The sequence below is a fragment of the Stutzerimonas sp. genome (assembly GCF_982611455.1).
Genome location: NZ_CEXBBO010000022.1, coordinates 1 through 15,587 on the forward strand (window position 1 = coordinate 1; position 15,587 = coordinate 15,587).

Here is a 15,587-nt window from a genome sequence, read left to right on the forward strand (position 1 = left end):
GCAATGGGCTGAAGCACGCAAGATAAGAAAGTGTTTTTACACACTCTGGGCCGGTAACTGACGCAGCTGAATTTCGAACATAAGCGACATCCAACGAGACCGCGCATGGTAGCCCAGCTGGCCGAGACGCGGCAGCTGGCATGCCTCTGCAGAGCAGATCGCTCCGTTCATCCGAACGCTGCAATCTTTCGCTATCTGGAAAGTTCTCAAGCAGAACAGCTCTCCAACAAAAGGACATAACAAGATGTTGGATTTATTGATAGTGACGGCTTTTATCCTATATGGCCTGAGTTCCGGCCTGCGCGCTCGCGGCAAGGCCTCGCAGAGCCTCGACGAATATTTTCTGGCAGGCAGGACGATCAAGGGCTGGAAGGCCGGCTTCTCGATGGGCGCGACGCAGTTCGCCGCCGATACTCCGTTGCTGGTGACCGGTCTGGTTGCGACGGCGGGTATCTTCGCCCTATGGCGATTGTGGATCTATGGCCTCGCGTTTCTGCTGATGGCATTCGTGTTTGCGGTCGGCTGGCGCCGTGCTGGAGTGTTGACCGACGCCGAGCTGACCCGCGTGCGCTACAGCGGCAAGGGCGTCACGCCTTTGCGTCTGCTCAAGGCCATCTACTACGGCACCGTAATCAACTGCGTCGTGCTGGCCATGGTGCTGGTCGCGGCGATCCGCATCGCGGAGGTATTTTTGCCGTGGCATCTGTGGCTTCCCTCCGGCATGTACGAGCCCATAGTCGGCTTCGTTGCCAGCATCGGGCTTCAGCTAGGCGAAAGCATTACCGGTCTTGAGCCGGACATGATGACGGCCAATAACCTCATCTCGATTCTGCTGATTCTCGCCTTTACCGCCATGTACTCGATCACGGGTGGCCTGCGCGCGGTGGTCCAGACGGATGTGGTGCAGTTCAGCCTGGCGATGATCGGAACGCTGCTCTACGCCTGGTTCGTCATCGATGCAGTAGGAGGGCTGGGTGGGCTGACGGATCGTATCGTCGAACTCTACGGTGCCGATCAAGCCAGCAAAATGCTTTCCTTTGCGCCGCCATCGGACGCCGGGGAGGCGTTGATGCCATTTTTGGTGATCATTGGGCTGCAGTGGTTTTTCCAGATGAACTCCGACGGCACCGGCTATCTAGCGCAGCGGAGCATGGCGTGCCCGACCGACCGTGACGCCCGGATCGCCGGCCTTGTGTTCGCCTGGCTGCAGATTTTTCTGCGCAGCCTGTTCTGGATGGCGATCGCCGTCGGACTGTTGGTACTTTATCCCTTCACACCTGGAGAGGCGGCCGGCGAAGGATTCACCGCAGCGCGAGAGGCCCTGTTCGTGCAGGGGATCGAAGACCTGCTCCCGCCGGGCGTGCGCGGCCTGATGCTGGTCGGCCTGTTGGCGGCACTGGCCTCGACGGTCGATACGCACCTCAATTGGGGGGCGTCGTACTGGAGCAACGATGTCTATGGCGGCGTGTTCGCGCCCCATGTGCTCAAGCGTAAGCCCAAGGACCGCGAACTGGTGGTCGTGGCGCGCTTGTCCAACGTGCTCATTCTGGTGATCGCGATGATCATCATGGCCAACCTCGGCTCGATCCAGACTGCCTGGTTCATCTCGCTGCTATTCGGCGCGGGAATGGGCTCGGTCCTGGTGCTGCGCTGGCTGTGGGAACGAATCAACCTGTATTCGGAACTGACCGCCATGGCGGTGTCGCTGATCACCGCGCCGCTGCTGCTCTATTACCTGGGGACCGACCCAGAGCGTGAATGGATTCGCCTCGGCATCATGGCCCTGACCACAACATCCGCAGCCATCCTGGTGACCTTCATCACGCCAGCCACGGATGATGCGACGCTCAAGCGCTTCTATCGCCGGGTGCGTCCGTTCGGGTTCTGGCGGCACGCGGCGATGCTCAACGGTGTCGCTGCGGCCGTGTCAATCAAGGCGCTTGGTAAGCGGTTGTTTGCGGTCGCAGTGACCGCGGTTTCGCTGTTCTCGCTGCTGGTGGGCGTGGGCCGCTTGATGTTCCCGCCGCCTGAGGGCAGTTCGGTTATCAGTTGGGTGTGTCTGGCGCTCGGTCTGCTGTTGATACCCGTATGGTTGCGCATCGCCATGGGCCGCGACTTCGACTTCGACACGGACCCGGAAGACGAGCCACTGCCTGAAGACATTTCAGCCAGGCAAAGCGGCTCTGCCTGATCAATAGGCGCAACTTCCCGGCCCCGATTCGCCATCTCGCTTGTGGGTCGGGGCCGCTTCGTTAATTAAACTTAATTAACAAGCCGTTCTGTTTGTTGGAGTGATTTTTTTGTTTGGTGTTAGCCGATTTAGTACGGATCGATCAACTAACGAAGCGGTTGGAAAAATAAAATTCCTGCAACATTAATAAGTTGCTTCGTATATCTAAAATAAAATGAACAGTCTTGATGTGCTTGGGTCATTAGCATACGCATCGCGTGAGCGACATGCGTATTTCGCCATAGCAGAACAAGAGGTGGTGTCATGAACCGACTTTTCAAAACTTCCCTGCTGGTAGCCGCTATGCTTCCAACTTTCGCAGTTGCCGTTCCGGTGGCGGGTGATCGTGAAGTTACTCTGAGCGGCGCGGGCAGTAGCGATAAGGACTTCGACGATACAGTGTTCTCCGTACAGGGCAGTTGGGGTACTTATTTGGACGAATCTTCCATGTGGGGTATTCGGCAAACAGTCAATGCCCGTGACTCGGAAGGAGAGAGCGTCCAGTTCGACGGCTCGACGCGAGCGTTTTATGACTATCACTTCGGCAGCGGAAGAACCCGTCCATTCATAGGTGTGAGTGTCGGCGGGCTCTATGGCGAGGAGGTTGATGAGACCTTCATGGGTGGCCCTGAAGCGGGTATTAAATACTGGGTGCAGGATAAGACCTTCATCACCGCGATGGCCGAGTATCAGTTCCTGTTCAAAAGCGGAAGCGATGCGCAGGATCGTTACGATGATGGAGCTTTCTTCTATAGCGTCGGTATTGGTTACAACTATTGATCGCTATGGGTGCGATGCCAACGGCATCGCACCCACTGTTCGCCTCGCTTGATTAAGTTGGAACCTGAGTTTTGCCGAGATGCTAATCAGGCCTCTACCAGCTCCTTCAGAAAATTCTTCAAAGCCAGTCCTGGCTCATCGTCTTCTGAAGTAATCATCCGAATACCCCATTGGCTGAGAATTTCTTCCTGCACGGGGTTGGGCTTGTGCGAAAAAACATAGGAGATCGGCCGAACGCCGAGTGTCTCGTGCTCGTTCCACATCTTCGAAAGCTTATAGAACAACAGTCGAATGTTGGTATCGGAAAGGCTGTAGCCAATAAACAACACTGCTTTGCTCAAAGTGTCCGCGCGCAATTTGATATCCAGCGGCGTCTCGAACTGCAGGCGCTCGTAGTAGCTCGTCTCGTCCAGCACAATCGAGTCATCATCATCGAAATCGCCATGGAATTTGACGATCTGCCGAATTCCATCGCGGGCTTTTACCAGATCACTGGCATTAGCGATCTTGATATAGCTGACGCCGTGAGCATCATGAGCGTTCTCCAGCCAGCGGTCGTAATTTGTCGTATAGATGGCAGGAAACCTGCCTTGAACGATCAGCCGATGGATCTCCGAGTCGCGGATTTCGATATTTCTGTGCCATTCACGATCCATCCAGCTGCGCAAGGGACCGATGTTGCCCTTCTTGATACGGTAGTACTCGGCAAGCGAGAGGAAATTGCCGTAGGTGTCGAACACGTCGGGGTCGTAGTCGAGTTGCAGGGCAATCTCGTTTATCAGGTCTCGCCATGGCGGCAACCCGATATTGGCCGATACCCCGGAACCAACGAAAAGAATCAGGCGATTGTGCCGGTAGGCTTCCAGAAGCTTCTGCATCGAGTTGCCCTCAGGTCTCGCGCAAATGGGTCACGAAGGCATCCAGTGCCCGCTTGCGCATGGACAGATCGTTATGGACGCCACCCAACTCGGCGAATGTGCATGAGTACCCGTCGGGGATGAACACGTTGTCCCATTCGAAGCCCTCATCGCCTGCCGGTTCGCGGGAAATCTTGCCCGCGACCTCGCCCTCGAAGAAGTGCCGCTTGCGCCCGTCGCAGTAGCCGATCAGGGTTCGCGCCACCGCGGAGGGATCATCCAGGCCGCCGATCAGTTCGGAAAAGCGCACGGCATGCAATCGATCCCAGAATGTCTGGGTCAGCCCGCCGGGAAAGCCGTTCAGGCTAGTGATGAACAGACCTGAATGTTCGACGAAAACCGGTTTACCGATCAGCTTGAAGGCGTCCAGCAATTTGTCGCTGACCAGCTGATGCAAGTCCTCGGTCTGGGTTTCAACGATCCGAACCGGAAAGTTGATGATCTCTATGCCGCTCTGCTCTAGAAATTCGCCTATGTCACGGATTTTCTGCTCATTGACCGAGGCAAAGCGGATCTTCATCTGGGTTACCTGACAGCGCCATTCGAAGCGTCGATGCCGCAGGGCGCGCATTTACCCCACAAGGGGTAAGACGCATCGATGTACTCAGGGGTTCAGCCGGTGCTAGGGCTGAAGTGGATTGGAGCGAGCTGGGCATGCCTGCCGCCCGGCCTGGACGATGCGCTCTGCCGGTACTCGCAACTGCGCCAGCAAATAGGTGGCGAAATCCGACGTGTAATTCTGCCTGGCAACGGCGAGCGCCATGCAGTCGAGCCAGGCGTCCCGCTCGGTTTCGCCCACCGCCCAGCGAGTATGGAATTGCGGAATGCTGATGCTGCCGAATTTCTCCGCGTAGCGACGCGGCCCACCCAGCCAGCCGCAGAGAAAGGCCGCCAGTCGTTCGCGCGACTCGCTCAGGTTCTGTGGGTAAAGGCGCCGTACGCAAGCGGCTGCTTCAGCTTCATCCATGCAACGGTAGAAATCCGCGACCAGGCGTTCGATGCCGGTTTCGCCGCCAGCTGCCTGAAATGAAGCGTCACCGACGCCAAATGGGGTTTTGAGAGTTGTACTCATCAACTTACCTTTGAGCTTTGAGATAGGGCGGTTCGCGGAAAGAAATTGAAGGCTCGGTCGTGCTGCCGGGCGCGCTTGGGTGTTGGTCTATGCTGGTTTAGACATTCGATGGAGGACCGATATGCGCACTATTCTTCTGGCTTTCGATGGTTCGGACAATGCCAAACGGGCGTTGCAATACATCATCGATTTCGCAGCCGATGTCCCCAAAACGCTTGAGGTGCATGTGCTGAACGCGCGCCAGGAACCGGTTATCTATGGTGAATTCGTCACTCCCAGTGTGGTTGAAGAACTCAACAATAGCTTGCTGGCCAAATCGCACCATACGCTTGAAGAAGCCGCTACAGCGCTGCAAGCGGCGGGCGTCGCGCACCAGACTCATGCGGTTTTGGGCAACGTGGCGGAGCAAGTGAATGATGCGGTGAAGCGACTTGGCTGCGACACCGTGGTGATGGGCACCCGCGGCCTGGGTAGCTTCACTGGCATGCTGCTGGGCTCGGTGGCCAATCGGGTGATTCATGAAGTCTCAGTACCGGTACTGCTGGTGAAGTGACCAGCACCGAGGGTCTGTTCTCGTTTCGCTGCGAGCCGCTCAACGCGGCGGCGAAACGGGAACAGATCCCAGGCCGAACCCTGGTCAGTCGGGTTTGCGCTTGAGCAGATCGCCCAGGTTGGCGAAAGCCTTGAACGTCTCCTTCGGGCCCAGGTCGCTGCCTGGCTTGGCTTCGGCGTGGTACTGATTGTCCGTATAGCGTGAGTGCTCGTTGTCGTGGCAATACAGGCAGAGCAGCTCCCAGTTCGAGCCGTCCTCCGGGTTGTTGTCGTGGTTGTGGTCTTTGTGATGGACCGTCAACTCGCTCAGCCGCTTGCCCGAGAACTCTCGCGCGCAACGTCCACAGACCCAGGGGTACATCTTCAGCGCCTTCTCGCGATAGCCCTGTTCACGCTGGGCGTAAGGCGTATTCGGTTTGTTCGTGCTCATCATGTTGTCCTTTACTGAACTCGATCCAGACTAAATCAGCCCGCCAGGCCGACATAGACGTTCTGCACGTCGTCATGGGCGTCGATGGCGCTGAGGAAGGCTTCGACTTCCTCCAGCTCCGCGTCGGACAGCGTCGTGACCGGATTCTTCGGCCGATAGCCGAGCTGCGCCGACTGCACGGTAAAGCCGTGATCGGGGAGGGCGCGGCAGACCACGTCCATGTCCGTGGGATCGCTGATAAACAGCGTGGCACCGTCTTCAGCGGCTTCGAAATCCTGCGCGCCGGCTTCGATAGCAGCGAGTTCCGGGTCGGCATCGGCGGCATTCGGCGCCGCTTCGATCATGCCGCAGTGGTCGAAATCCCAGGCGACCGAGCCGGATGCGCCGAGTTGACCCTTGCGGAACAGTACGCGGATTTCAGCCACGGTGCGGTTGACGTTATCGGTCAGGCACTCGACGATCACCGGCACCTGGTGCGGTGCGAAACCTTCGTAGGTGGTGCGCTCGTAGTTGACGCTTTCGCCGAGCAGGCCGGCGCCTTTCTTGATTGCCCGTTCCAGCGTTTCGCGCGGCATCGATGCTTTCTTCGCCTGTTCCACCACCAGACGCAAGCGAGGATTCATATCCGGATCGGCACCGCTGCGGGCCGCGATCATGATTTCCTTCGACAGTTTGCCGAACGTGCGACCCTTTGCGTTGGCTGCCGCTTCCTTATGTTTCGCTTTCCACTGTGCGCCCATGGTTACTCTCGTATTTGGTACGGGTTGATGGTGTCGACCGATAGACGCCGATTCTAGCCGTTGCAGCCGATGCAGGCACGGCCCGCGCGTCACTGCGTCATGCGGCGAGATGCACGGTGCCTGTTTGTGTAGGCGCTGCGGACTGTATCGTCGAATTGCGTGTTCGCTGTATGAGTGCGCCTGCATTGCGCCCAGCTTTAATAAGTCTTTGCTTGCGGAGAAATCGCCATGTCGCCCAAGGACCTGTTGCTGGCCCTGGTCGTGATCGTCGTCTGGGGCATGAATTTCGTGGTGATCAAGATCGGTCTGGACGACATCCCGCCGATGCTGCTCGGATCACTGCGCTTTCTGCTGGCGGCGTTCCCGGCTGTACTCTTTATCAAGCGTCCGCAACTTCCGCTGCGCTGGTTGCTGGCCTATGGCGCAACGATTTCGTTGGGTCAGTTCGCCTTTCTGTTTTCGGCGATGAAAGTGGGCATGCCGGCCGGATTGGCCTCGCTGGTATTGCAATCGCAGGCGTTTTTCACCTTGTTCTTCGCCGCGTTATTTCTCGGCGAGCGGCTGCGCGCCACCAATCTGGTCGGGCTGCTGATCGCCGCTGGCGGCCTGCTGCTGATCGGTCTACAGGGCGATCGCAGCATGACGCTGGCGGGCTTCGTGCTGACCATTTGCGCGGCGTCGATGTGGGCGCTGGGTAATATCGTCACGCGTAAGGTGGGCAAGGTGAATCTTGTCGGTCTGGTGGTCTGGGGCAGCCTGATTCCGCCGATTCCCTTCTTTGCGCTTTCGTGGTTTCTGGAAGGCCCGCAGGCAATTGAAAGCGCGCTGCGCGGCATCGGCTGGGATTCGATTCTAGTTCTGATTTATCTGGCATTCGGCGCGACGATCCTTGGCTACAGCCTGTGGAGCCGGCTGTTGTCACGCTACCCGGCGAACACTGTGGCACCTTTCTCGCTATTGGTGCCGGTGGTGGGGCTGACCTCCGCCGCGCTGTTACTCGATGAGCACTTGGGCATGCTGCAAGCGATCGGTGCGTTGCTGGTGATGCTCGGGCTGATCGTCAATGTGGGTGGCGGCTGGCTGCTTGGCCGGGTGCGCATGGCGCTGGGTAGTTCGGCGGCCTGACAGCAAAGCGCCCCGCGCCGGAGAACCGGGCGGGGCGCCGCAAACGCAGGATAATCTCAGCGGGCGGCGTGACTGCCCAGTAGAGGTGTCGTGCCGCTGGCTTTGTCTCGTTTCGCCGTGCGCTTTTCCTGCGCGGTCTTCAGGGGTTTCTTTTTCGCATTCTTCTTTGTATCCATTCCTTTGCTCATGATGTCGCCTCGCGGATTGTTGGCTGGGTGGTGCATCCCTGCGTCGGTCTGCTCTGTGGCCAGTACACCTCGGAGTGAGCTTGAAGATTCGAAATAGAATGAGCCGAGATTACGCCTGATTGGCGGGGCTGAATAGCGACACTTTGTACCGCGACCAACCCCTGCGCAGCGAGTACCGTCAGACCTTGAAACGGCCGATCAATGTCTGCAAATCGCTGCCTAATTGGGCCAGTCGTGCAGTGGACGCGGCCGTCTCCTTTGCCGCTTCGGCGGATTGGTCGGCCACGTCGCGCACGTTGAGCACGCTGCGATTGATCTCTTCGGCCACCGAACTTTGTTGCTCTGCCGCGGTGGCGATCTGCTGGTTCATCGCCTGGATGATCGACACCGTCTCTGTGATTGCTTTGAGTTCCTCGCCGACATCACGCGCCAGGCTGACCGTGTCCTTGGCGAGGCTGCTACTGCTGTCCATCATCCCGGAAGCGGTACGCGCGCCCTTCTGCAGGTTGCTGATCAGCGCTTCGATCTGTGCGGTGGATTGCTGGGTACGCTGTGCCAGGCCGCGCACTTCGTCGGCGACTACGGCGAAACCTCGCCCCGCCTCGCCTGCGCGCGCCGCCTCGATTGCAGCGTTGAGCGCGAGCAGATTGGTTTGTTCGGCAATGCCGTTGATCACCGTCAGCACGGTGCTGATGCCATCGGTTTCCTGGTTCAGCTGGGTCATGGCCTCGGCGGAAAGGGTGACTTCCGTAGACAGCCGGTCGATCTGCGTCAGCGCTCGTTGCACCACGTCGTTGCCCTTGGTTGCCTGCTGATCCGCGCGCATGGCCGCACCGGATGCTTCTTCGGCGTTGCGCGCCACTTCTTGCACCGTGGCGGTCATTTCATGCATGGCGGTGGCCACCTGATCGGTTTCCTGGCGCTGGCTGCTTACGCCCGCGCTGGCTTGCTCGGTGACTGCCGACAATTCTTCGGAGGCGGCCGCCAACTGCGTGGTGATACCGCCGATATGACCAATGAGCGACTGCAGGTTGCCGCGGGTTTTGCCTAGTCCATCAAGCAACTGACCGAATTCGTCGTGGCGCTTTTCCGCTTCCTCTCCAGTCATATCGCCGGCGCCGATACGCTCGGCCATTCGCACTGCCTGATTCAGTGGCTGGGTGATCTGACGCACGATCAAGCCGCTGATCAGCATCCCCAGAACAATGGCCAGCAAGGTGATACCGATGACCTGGATCTTCTTGGTCTGGGCCTCCTCGGCGCGTTTGCCGGTTTGGCTGGCAATGATGCCCTGAGCCTGTTCATAGAGCTTGGCGAAGATCGCTTCCATGTCCTGGCGCGCCTGTTGCTGAGTGGCGACGATGGGCGGTAGCTTCTTGACCAGCTCGACGTAGCCATTTGCGCTGGCCTTGAGCACCTTCAGGCTCTCGGCCTGCGGCCCGATCAGTTCGTTTTCCAGTGGAGCGATGGCGGCGTTGAGGCTGTCGAACTGTTGATTGAGGGCCTGTAGGGCGGCCTCGGATTCTTCCATCAGATATCCACGCACCGTGTAGCGCAGCAAACGGTTCTGCTTGGCCAGTTCGGTGGTGAGCAGGGCGATGTTGGCGATATCGCCGGTGGGGTGCAGCACCGGATTGCCTTGAACGCCGTTCCAACGTCGCTCCAGGTCGCCAATCAGTTTGTCGGTGGTATTGCCGGTCTCGACCCAGTTGGCGCGGGTTTGTTTCTTCTGCTTATGCAGAGCGACCAGTTTTTCAAAAGCGCCTTGGTAGTTGTGGGCTTCGCTGGCGATGGTTTCCAGATAGTCGCGGTCTTGCGGCTCTGAGAAGCTGGCTCTTTTCTGCTCGACGATCTGGGCGATCTTTGCCACTGAGTCCTCGACGCGTGTGACGTATTTGGCGTCGCCGCGCTCCTCGAAGCGCACCTGCGCGTAGCGAATTTCGTTGGCTTCGTTAAGCAGATTCTCCGCCGTCTGCGCCTTGTCGCTGCGGGAGATCAGCGCGTCCATGCTGAACACGCCAATGACGGCGACGCATACGGTCAACAGCAGTACGGCGGCGAAACCGAGCGCCAGCTTGTAGCTGACCTTGAGATTTTTCATTGTTATTCCTCAGGCCGGTGATGTGCCGGTGGCGAATTGTTGTACTACGACATCGGCAGTTCTGGCAATTTCTTGAGGATGTTGTCTGATGACGCAGAAGGTCGCTTTAAGGGCGCGTGATCTCGGGTTCAGCCTTCGTTGAGGCGCGCCAGTTCCCGTCGAACCATCGCCGCGTATTCAGGTGGAGCGAGTTGATAAAGCTCCGATGCGACCCAGGGCAGCCAGCGAGCACCCAGTGCCGATCGCTTATCGAACAGCCGTTTTGCTTCTGCAGTGGCGCGCTCGGCATGTTGTTGATGGAAATCTGACCGACTCATGTTGGCTTCGCTTCATGCAAAGCGGTGATTTTAGTCCAGCGGGTGCACCGTAGTGCCGCCGGTGGTCTTGGTAAAGCCGTCATGCCGCGCTAGGCTCGCCCCATTCTTCCGTTAGCGAGTGCGATCCATGCCGGGGCCCATCAATTTCAAGCACAAGATTTCCCGCCAGCGGCCTCATGGCCGTGTGGAGTCGGGCCTCCTGGCGTCCGAAGGCGGCCTGTCGCTGATCATCGACCAGCTTGAGAGCGATCGCGGGCGCATCGTCACATCCGCTGCCGTACGCCGGCTGCAGCAGAAGACCCAAGTGTTCCCGCTGGAGCGAAATGCGGCCGTGCGCAGTCGGCTGACGCATTCGTTGGAAGTGCAACAGACCGGCCGTTTTATCGTCCGCACGCTATACAAGCAGCTCGGCGAAAAAGCCAGTCAGTACGGCCTCGATGGTCTGGAAGGGGCGCTGGAAAGCCTGGTGGAAATGGCCTGCCTGATGCACGACATCGGAAATCCCCCCTTTGGACACTTCGGCGAGTTCGCCATCGGCGAGTGGTTCGCGCGCAACCTGGAAGGTCTGTTTGACGCCGCGGTACCGGCTGAGCAGGGCGATGTCGAGTTACGCAGGCGCATGCTCTTCGATCTCAAACAGTTCGAAGGCAACGCCCAGGCGATCCGGCTGGTAGTCAGCTTGCTGCGGTTAAACCTGACCTACACGCAGACGGCCGGCTTGCTTAAATATGTACGTGCCGCCTATGCGCCGAGACCGCCGGAGGGCTCGCCGGGTGCTTATCTGCATAAAAAGCCGGGCTTCTATCTGTCCGAGGAGTCGTTTGTAGTCGGTATGCAGGCGGCTCTGGATCTGCAACCGGGCACTCGCCATCCGGTCGCCTACATCATGGAAGCGGCGGACGACATCGCCTATTGCCTGGCCGATATCGAAGACTCGGTGGAGAAAGGCATCTTCACCATCGAGCAATTGGCGCGGCTGCTGGTCGCCAAGTTCGCCGAGCACGGCTCGCCGGACGAGCCGATCGCGGCGACCGGCCGCAGCTTCAACAGCATGGTCGCCTATGCCGAGTCACGTGCGGAAAAAGAGCCGATAAACAAGGTGGGCGAGTTCTTCATCTGGTTGCGGGTGAACATGGTCCATCCGCTGGTGCAGCATGCGGCCCAGCAGTTCATTGAGAATATCGAGGCTGTCTATCACGGCACCTTGGACCGAGCACTGCTGGAAGACGCCAGTCTGCCCAACGCGATCGTACAGACCTTCAAAGGTGTAGCGATGGACCGAGTCTTCTGCCATCGCGAGGTGGAAACTCTGCAGTTGCAGGGATACCGAATTCTCCAGGGATTGCTGGATACCTATGCACCGCTACTGCGTGTCGCTCCAGCCACTTTCCAGGCCTTGACCGAGGGTGGCTGCCGCCGCGAACCATATCTGCAAATGCTGGCCCGCCGGCTGCCGAGCCAGCTGATCAAGGCCTACCACGAAGCCATGAAAGCTCATCCAGAGGATTCGCCCGATCAGCCGCTGTGGGAGTTCTACTACCGTTGCCGAATGCTGCAGGATTTTGTCAGCGGCATGACCGATCAGCTGGCTCAGGACGAGTTTCGTACTTTGTCCGCCTTGTAACTTCTTCGACGCTGCCCCGCTCTGGGGCGCTCGACCTCTTCGTGTTGCCGTCAGCGCTTGCTTCGCGGTGCCTGGCTCACCGCGCGCTCACGCCTCCTGCGCCAAATTGATCCATCTATCCGTTTCGCTGGTACAGGCCTTGCAATGGCCTGGTGCGTCTTTGCTGTTGTCGCCCTCAAATGGCGCAGTGGAAAAGTCCGGTTCCAAGCGGAAGTGGCTGTAAACCTTTGAATTTGAAGGCTTACAAAATGGGATTCAATTGTTCTTGGCAGCCAGCCGTAATAGGCAATGGCGAGCGGCCATCCAGGGTGTGACGCATCATGGTGCGTCTTCCTGGCGCTGCTGGCCGTTTTGGTGCGATTCACCCGGCGGGAAGGTATTAAATGGAAAGTTCGAGTAGTGCGGTGGAAGTGCTGATCCATGGCGCCGATACCTTATTCATTCTAATGGGCGCCGTAATGGTGCTGGCGATGCATGCGGGTTTCGCCTTCCTCGAAGTTGGCACCGTACGCCTGAAGAATCAGGTCAACGCGCTGTCCAAAATCATTGCTGACTTCGCCGTTTCAACGCTGGCCTATTTCTTCATCGGCTATTGGGTCGCCTACGGTGTGACATTCATGCAGCCGGCTGACCAGCTCATCGCCGAAAACGGCTATTCGCTGGTGAAGTTCTTTTTCCTACTTACCTTTGCCGCGGCGATTCCGGCGATCATCTCTGGAGGCATCGCAGAGCGCGCGCGTTTCGGCCCGCAATTGTGCGCGACGCTGCTCATCGTCGCGTTCATCTATCCCTTCTTCGAAGGCCTGATGTGGAACGGTAATTTCGGTCTCCAAGCCTGGCTGGAAGCGACTTTCGGCGCTCCGTTCCATGACTTCGCCGGTTCGGTGGTCGTGCACGGTATGGGCGGCTGGTTGGCGCTCGGTGCGGTCCTTCTGCTGGGCCGGCGCAACGGGCGATATCGTGAGGGACGGCTGGTGGCTTTCGCGCCTTCGAACATCCCATTCCTGGCGTTGGGCTCGTGGATTCTCATCGTCGGCTGGTTCGGCTTCAATGTGATGAGCGCGCAAACGCTTGCAGGTGTCAGTGGACTGGTGGCGATCAATTCGCTGATGGCGATGGTTGGTGGTACCGCTGCGGCCTGGGTGATCGGCCGTAACGACCCGGGCTTCCTGCATAACGGCCCGCTGGCCGGCTTGGTCGCGGTGTGCGCAGGTTCCGACGTGATGCACCCGGTCGGTGCGCTGGCCACTGGCCTCATAGCGGGCGTCTTGTTCGTCTGGTCCTTCACCGCGGCGCAAAACAAGTGGAAAGTCGATGATGTGCTCGGCGTGTGGCCGTTGCATGGCCTGTGTGGCATCTGGGGCGGGCTGGCTTGCGGCATCTTCGGTCAGCAAGCCCTGGGTGGGCTGGGCGGAATCAGTATCTTCAGCCAATTGATCGGCTCGGCTCTGGGCATTTTGGTTGCGTTGATTGGTGGTTTTCTGGTCTACGGCATCCTCAAAGCGACCGTCGGGATACGCCTGAGCCAGGAAGAAGAGTTCAACGGAGCAGACCTGTCCATCCATCGGATTGGTGCGTTGAGCCACGACTGACCAATCAGCCGCAACATGCAGAAGTAACCCCGGGTCGCATCGTGCATCCGGGGTTCGTCGTGCGTTGGCTCAGTTCGTCTTGTTCTTCGCGGCGCCATAGGCACGCACGAACACGGCGACGCAATCCTGTACGTGTTTTTCCGCTTCTTCAGTATCTGGCAAATCGGCATAGCCGATCAGCAGGCGAAAATGCGTCGCGCCCTTGATCAACGAGCAAAAGTGTTCGGCGGCACGCATGGGCTCGGGCATGTTAAGCATGCCGTTCTTGTCCGCTTGAATGAACAACTGCTCGAGATCGATCAACAACCGCTGCGGGCCGGCATCGAAAAACATGCGCGATAGCGCCGGGTTCTGCGTTGCCATCGCGACCATGACGCGATGCAGGCCGATGGATTCCGGGCTGTTGACCAACTCTTGGAATGCATGACCGATATCCAGCAATACCTGCTCGATCGTGCAGCCATCCGCCAACGCAAACAATCTACGTGGCAGACGCGTTTCGCAGGTGGCTTTCACCGCGGCGCCAAACAGCGCCTCCTTGTCTTTGAAATGGCTATACAGCGTGAGCTTGGAAACGCCGGCCTCAGCAGCGATAGCGTCCATGCTACTGCCTTCGTAGCCATTGCTGAGGAATAGCACCTTGGCGGCGGCCAGTATTGCCTCGCGCTTGGCTGGATCCTTCGGACGGCCTGGGCCAGAGGCTGTGGATGGGCTTTCGTTCATATTCGTTTTTAATACTAGACTGGTGAGTTCGGTATTTTTACTATACCGAACAGTATAGATATTAAAGCCCGCCTTGCGACAGAGAGAGATCCACCGTGTTTCGACATGTCCTGCCTTTCCTCGGTGTCATTGGTTTCGCTTTGCTTGCCGGCTGCGGCAATGGCGAGCCCGAGCAACTCTCAGCAAGGCCGGTGATGGTGGTGCAGCCGCAACCGGCCAGCGAGGCGGTCGAGAGCTATCCGGGCGAAGTACACGCGCGTTACGAGCCGGAGCTGGCGTTCCGTATCGGCGGCAAGGTGACCGCGCGCTTGGTCGAGGCTGGAGAGCGGGTGCGCAAGGATCAGCCGTTGGCCAAGCTCGACCCGCAAGATGTGCGGCTGCAACTCGAAGGTATCCGCGCTCAGGTTGCTGCTGCCGAGGCCAACCTGCGAGTCGCCCGTGCCGAGCACGAGCGCTACAAGATCCTCATGAATCGGCAACTGGTCAGTCGCTCGCAATTCGATTCTTCGGAAAATGCCTATCGTTCGGCTCAGGCGCGCTTGCAACAAGCACAGGCCGAGTTCGACGTCGCGAGCAACCAGGTCGACTACGCAACGCTACGTGCGACGCGCGACGGGGTGATCGCCCAGCGTCGGGTCGAGGTTGGCCAGGTGGTCGCGGCAGGGCAGACCGCGTTCATGCTGGCAGCCGACGGCGAGCGTGAGGTGGCGATCAATTTGCCGGAACAGGCGCTGGATCGCTATTCGGTCGGTCAGAACGTCTCGGTGGAAATCTGGTCGCAACCGGGCAAGCAGTATCCCGGCAAGATTCGCGAGTTATCGCCAGCGGCCGACGCGCAGTCGCGTACCTACTCGGCGCGGGTCGCGTTTACAGATGTTGACGTGCCCGCCGAGCTCGGTCAGAGCGCGTTGGTATCGATTCGCAACAACGGAGACGTGCCCTTGGCGGTCCCGCTTTCGGCTGTTACGGCGGAGCAGGGCAAGGCCTTTGTCTGGCGGATAAAGGAAGATGCCACGCTGGAGCGAGTGGCCGTGCGGACCGGGGCCTTCGGCGACACGCTGGTGCCGGTGCTCGAGGGCCTGCGGGCCGATGATTGGATAGTGCTGGCCGGTGTGCAGATGCTCCACGAGAACCAGTCGGTAAGGGCGGTCGATCGGGATAATCGTCCGGTCGTACTGGCTGCTCAGGAGTAATCG

The 15,587-nt window shown here is 58.9% G+C and carries 16 protein-coding genes; 7 read left to right on the forward strand and 9 right to left on the reverse strand.

All coding sequences use genetic code 11. The features are described 5' to 3' along the window. Positions 1–244 precede the first annotated feature (244 nt). Positions 245–2,191 (forward strand): sodium:solute symporter family protein, encoded by a 1,947-nt coding sequence (locus AC2LD7_RS13990; protein ID WP_484598340.1) that lies wholly within the window; start codon positions 245–247, stop codon positions 2,189–2,191. 303 nt (positions 2,192–2,494) lie between these two features. Further along, positions 2,495–3,010 (forward strand): hypothetical protein, encoded by a 516-nt coding sequence (locus AC2LD7_RS13995; RefSeq protein WP_484598341.1) that lies wholly within the window; start codon positions 2,495–2,497, stop codon positions 3,008–3,010. 86 nt (positions 3,011–3,096) lie between these two features. On the opposite strand, the gene AC2LD7_RS14000 is transcribed toward AC2LD7_RS13995, so the two are convergent. The 3 genes from AC2LD7_RS14000 to AC2LD7_RS14010 form a co-directional block, all read right to left on the reverse strand. Further along, complete coding sequence (locus tag AC2LD7_RS14000) at positions 3,097–3,888, reverse strand: SIR2 family protein (RefSeq protein ID WP_484598342.1); 792 nt, start codon at positions 3,886–3,888, stop codon at positions 3,097–3,099. A 10-nt stretch (positions 3,889–3,898) separates the two neighbouring features. Then, complete coding sequence (locus AC2LD7_RS14005; protein WP_484598343.1) at positions 3,899–4,447, reverse strand: non-canonical purine NTP pyrophosphatase; 549 nt, start codon at positions 4,445–4,447, stop codon at positions 3,899–3,901. Positions 4,448–4,549: 102 nt separating this feature from the next. After that, positions 4,550–4,999, reverse strand: a complete 450-nt coding sequence (locus AC2LD7_RS14010) for a group II truncated hemoglobin (RefSeq protein ID WP_484598344.1) — start codon at positions 4,997–4,999, stop codon at positions 4,550–4,552. 121 nt (positions 5,000–5,120) lie between these two features. Between AC2LD7_RS14010 and AC2LD7_RS14015 the strand changes: the two genes are divergently transcribed. Further along, a complete protein-coding gene (locus AC2LD7_RS14015) occupies positions 5,121–5,552 on the forward strand; it encodes a universal stress protein (RefSeq protein WP_484598345.1) in 432 nt (143 codons plus the stop codon). Positions 5,553–5,636: 84 nt separating this feature from the next. Here AC2LD7_RS14015 and AC2LD7_RS14020 read toward each other — a convergent pair whose 3' ends face one another. Both AC2LD7_RS14020 and AC2LD7_RS14025 read right to left on the reverse strand, forming a co-directional pair. Then, the gene (locus AC2LD7_RS14020) at positions 5,637–5,981 is read right to left on the reverse strand and encodes a YajD family HNH nuclease (protein WP_484598346.1); all 345 of its coding nucleotides are present in this window, start codon (positions 5,979–5,981) and stop codon (positions 5,637–5,639) included. Between the two features lie 35 nt (positions 5,982–6,016). Beyond that, positions 6,017–6,721 (reverse strand): YebC/PmpR family DNA-binding transcriptional regulator, encoded by a 705-nt coding sequence (locus tag AC2LD7_RS14025; RefSeq protein ID WP_484598347.1) that lies wholly within the window; start codon positions 6,719–6,721, stop codon positions 6,017–6,019. Between the two features lie 228 nt (positions 6,722–6,949). Between AC2LD7_RS14025 and AC2LD7_RS14030 the strand changes: the two genes are divergently transcribed. Beyond that, entirely contained in the window at positions 6,950–7,846 is an 897-nt protein-coding gene (locus AC2LD7_RS14030; RefSeq protein WP_484598348.1) for an EamA family transporter, read from the forward strand. Positions 7,847–7,902: 56 nt separating this feature from the next. Here the strand turns inward: AC2LD7_RS14030 and AC2LD7_RS14035 are convergent, their stop codons facing one another. From AC2LD7_RS14035 to AC2LD7_RS14045, 3 genes are all read right to left on the reverse strand, one after another. Beyond that, on the reverse strand, positions 7,903–8,034 hold the full coding sequence (locus AC2LD7_RS14035; RefSeq protein WP_484598417.1) for a hypothetical protein: 132 nt from the start codon (positions 8,032–8,034) through the stop codon (positions 7,903–7,905). 178 nt (positions 8,035–8,212) lie between these two features. After that, positions 8,213–10,135, reverse strand: a complete 1,923-nt coding sequence (locus AC2LD7_RS14040; RefSeq protein ID WP_484598349.1) for a HAMP domain-containing methyl-accepting chemotaxis protein — start codon at positions 10,133–10,135, stop codon at positions 8,213–8,215. A 128-nt stretch (positions 10,136–10,263) separates the two neighbouring features. Next, positions 10,264–10,452, reverse strand: a complete 189-nt coding sequence (locus tag AC2LD7_RS14045; RefSeq protein ID WP_484598350.1) for a hypothetical protein — start codon at positions 10,450–10,452, stop codon at positions 10,264–10,266. Between the two features lie 127 nt (positions 10,453–10,579). Between AC2LD7_RS14045 and dgt the strand changes: the two genes are divergently transcribed. After that, the gene (dgt, locus tag AC2LD7_RS14050) at positions 10,580–12,076 is read left to right on the forward strand and encodes a dGTPase (protein WP_484598351.1); all 1,497 of its coding nucleotides are present in this window, start codon (positions 10,580–10,582) and stop codon (positions 12,074–12,076) included. Positions 12,077–12,459: 383 nt separating this feature from the next. Then, positions 12,460–13,668 (forward strand): ammonium transporter, encoded by a 1,209-nt coding sequence (locus tag AC2LD7_RS14055; RefSeq protein WP_484598352.1) that lies wholly within the window; start codon positions 12,460–12,462, stop codon positions 13,666–13,668. A 69-nt stretch (positions 13,669–13,737) separates the two neighbouring features. Here AC2LD7_RS14055 and AC2LD7_RS14060 read toward each other — a convergent pair whose 3' ends face one another. Continuing rightward, positions 13,738–14,391 (reverse strand): TetR/AcrR family transcriptional regulator, encoded by a 654-nt coding sequence (locus AC2LD7_RS14060; protein WP_484598353.1) that lies wholly within the window; start codon positions 14,389–14,391, stop codon positions 13,738–13,740. Positions 14,392–14,486: 95 nt separating this feature from the next. On the opposite strand from AC2LD7_RS14060, the gene AC2LD7_RS14065 reads away from it, so the two are divergent. After that, the gene (locus AC2LD7_RS14065; protein WP_484598354.1) at positions 14,487–15,584 is read left to right on the forward strand and encodes an efflux RND transporter periplasmic adaptor subunit; all 1,098 of its coding nucleotides are present in this window, start codon (positions 14,487–14,489) and stop codon (positions 15,582–15,584) included. Positions 15,585–15,587 lie beyond the last annotated feature (3 nt).

Coding starts and splice junctions, on each gene's coding strand:
- AC2LD7_RS13990 (WP_484598340.1), top strand. CDS start 245: ATGTTGGATTTATTGATAGTGACGGCTTTTATCCTATATGGCCTGAGT.
- AC2LD7_RS13995 (WP_484598341.1), top strand. CDS start 2,495: ATGAACCGACTTTTCAAAACTTCCCTGCTGGTAGCCGCTATGCTTCCA.
- AC2LD7_RS14000 (WP_484598342.1), bottom strand. CDS start 3,888: ATGCAGAAGCTTCTGGAAGCCTACCGGCACAATCGCCTGATTCTTTTC.
- AC2LD7_RS14005 (WP_484598343.1), bottom strand. CDS start 4,447: ATGAAGATCCGCTTTGCCTCGGTCAATGAGCAGAAAATCCGTGACATA.
- AC2LD7_RS14010 (WP_484598344.1), bottom strand. CDS start 4,999: ATGAGTACAACTCTCAAAACCCCATTTGGCGTCGGTGACGCTTCATTT.
- AC2LD7_RS14015 (WP_484598345.1), top strand. CDS start 5,121: ATGCGCACTATTCTTCTGGCTTTCGATGGTTCGGACAATGCCAAACGG.
- AC2LD7_RS14020 (WP_484598346.1), bottom strand. CDS start 5,981: ATGAGCACGAACAAACCGAATACGCCTTACGCCCAGCGTGAACAGGGC.
- AC2LD7_RS14025 (WP_484598347.1), bottom strand. CDS start 6,721: ATGGGCGCACAGTGGAAAGCGAAACATAAGGAAGCGGCAGCCAACGCA.
- AC2LD7_RS14030 (WP_484598348.1), top strand. CDS start 6,950: ATGTCGCCCAAGGACCTGTTGCTGGCCCTGGTCGTGATCGTCGTCTGG.
- AC2LD7_RS14035 (WP_484598417.1), bottom strand. CDS start 8,034: ATGAGCAAAGGAATGGATACAAAGAAGAATGCGAAAAAGAAACCCCTG.
- AC2LD7_RS14040 (WP_484598349.1), bottom strand. CDS start 10,135: ATGAAAAATCTCAAGGTCAGCTACAAGCTGGCGCTCGGTTTCGCCGCC.
- AC2LD7_RS14045 (WP_484598350.1), bottom strand. CDS start 10,452: ATGAGTCGGTCAGATTTCCATCAACAACATGCCGAGCGCGCCACTGCA.
- dgt (WP_484598351.1), top strand. CDS start 10,580: ATGCCGGGGCCCATCAATTTCAAGCACAAGATTTCCCGCCAGCGGCCT.
- AC2LD7_RS14055 (WP_484598352.1), top strand. CDS start 12,460: ATGGAAAGTTCGAGTAGTGCGGTGGAAGTGCTGATCCATGGCGCCGAT.
- AC2LD7_RS14060 (WP_484598353.1), bottom strand. CDS start 14,391: ATGAACGAAAGCCCATCCACAGCCTCTGGCCCAGGCCGTCCGAAGGAT.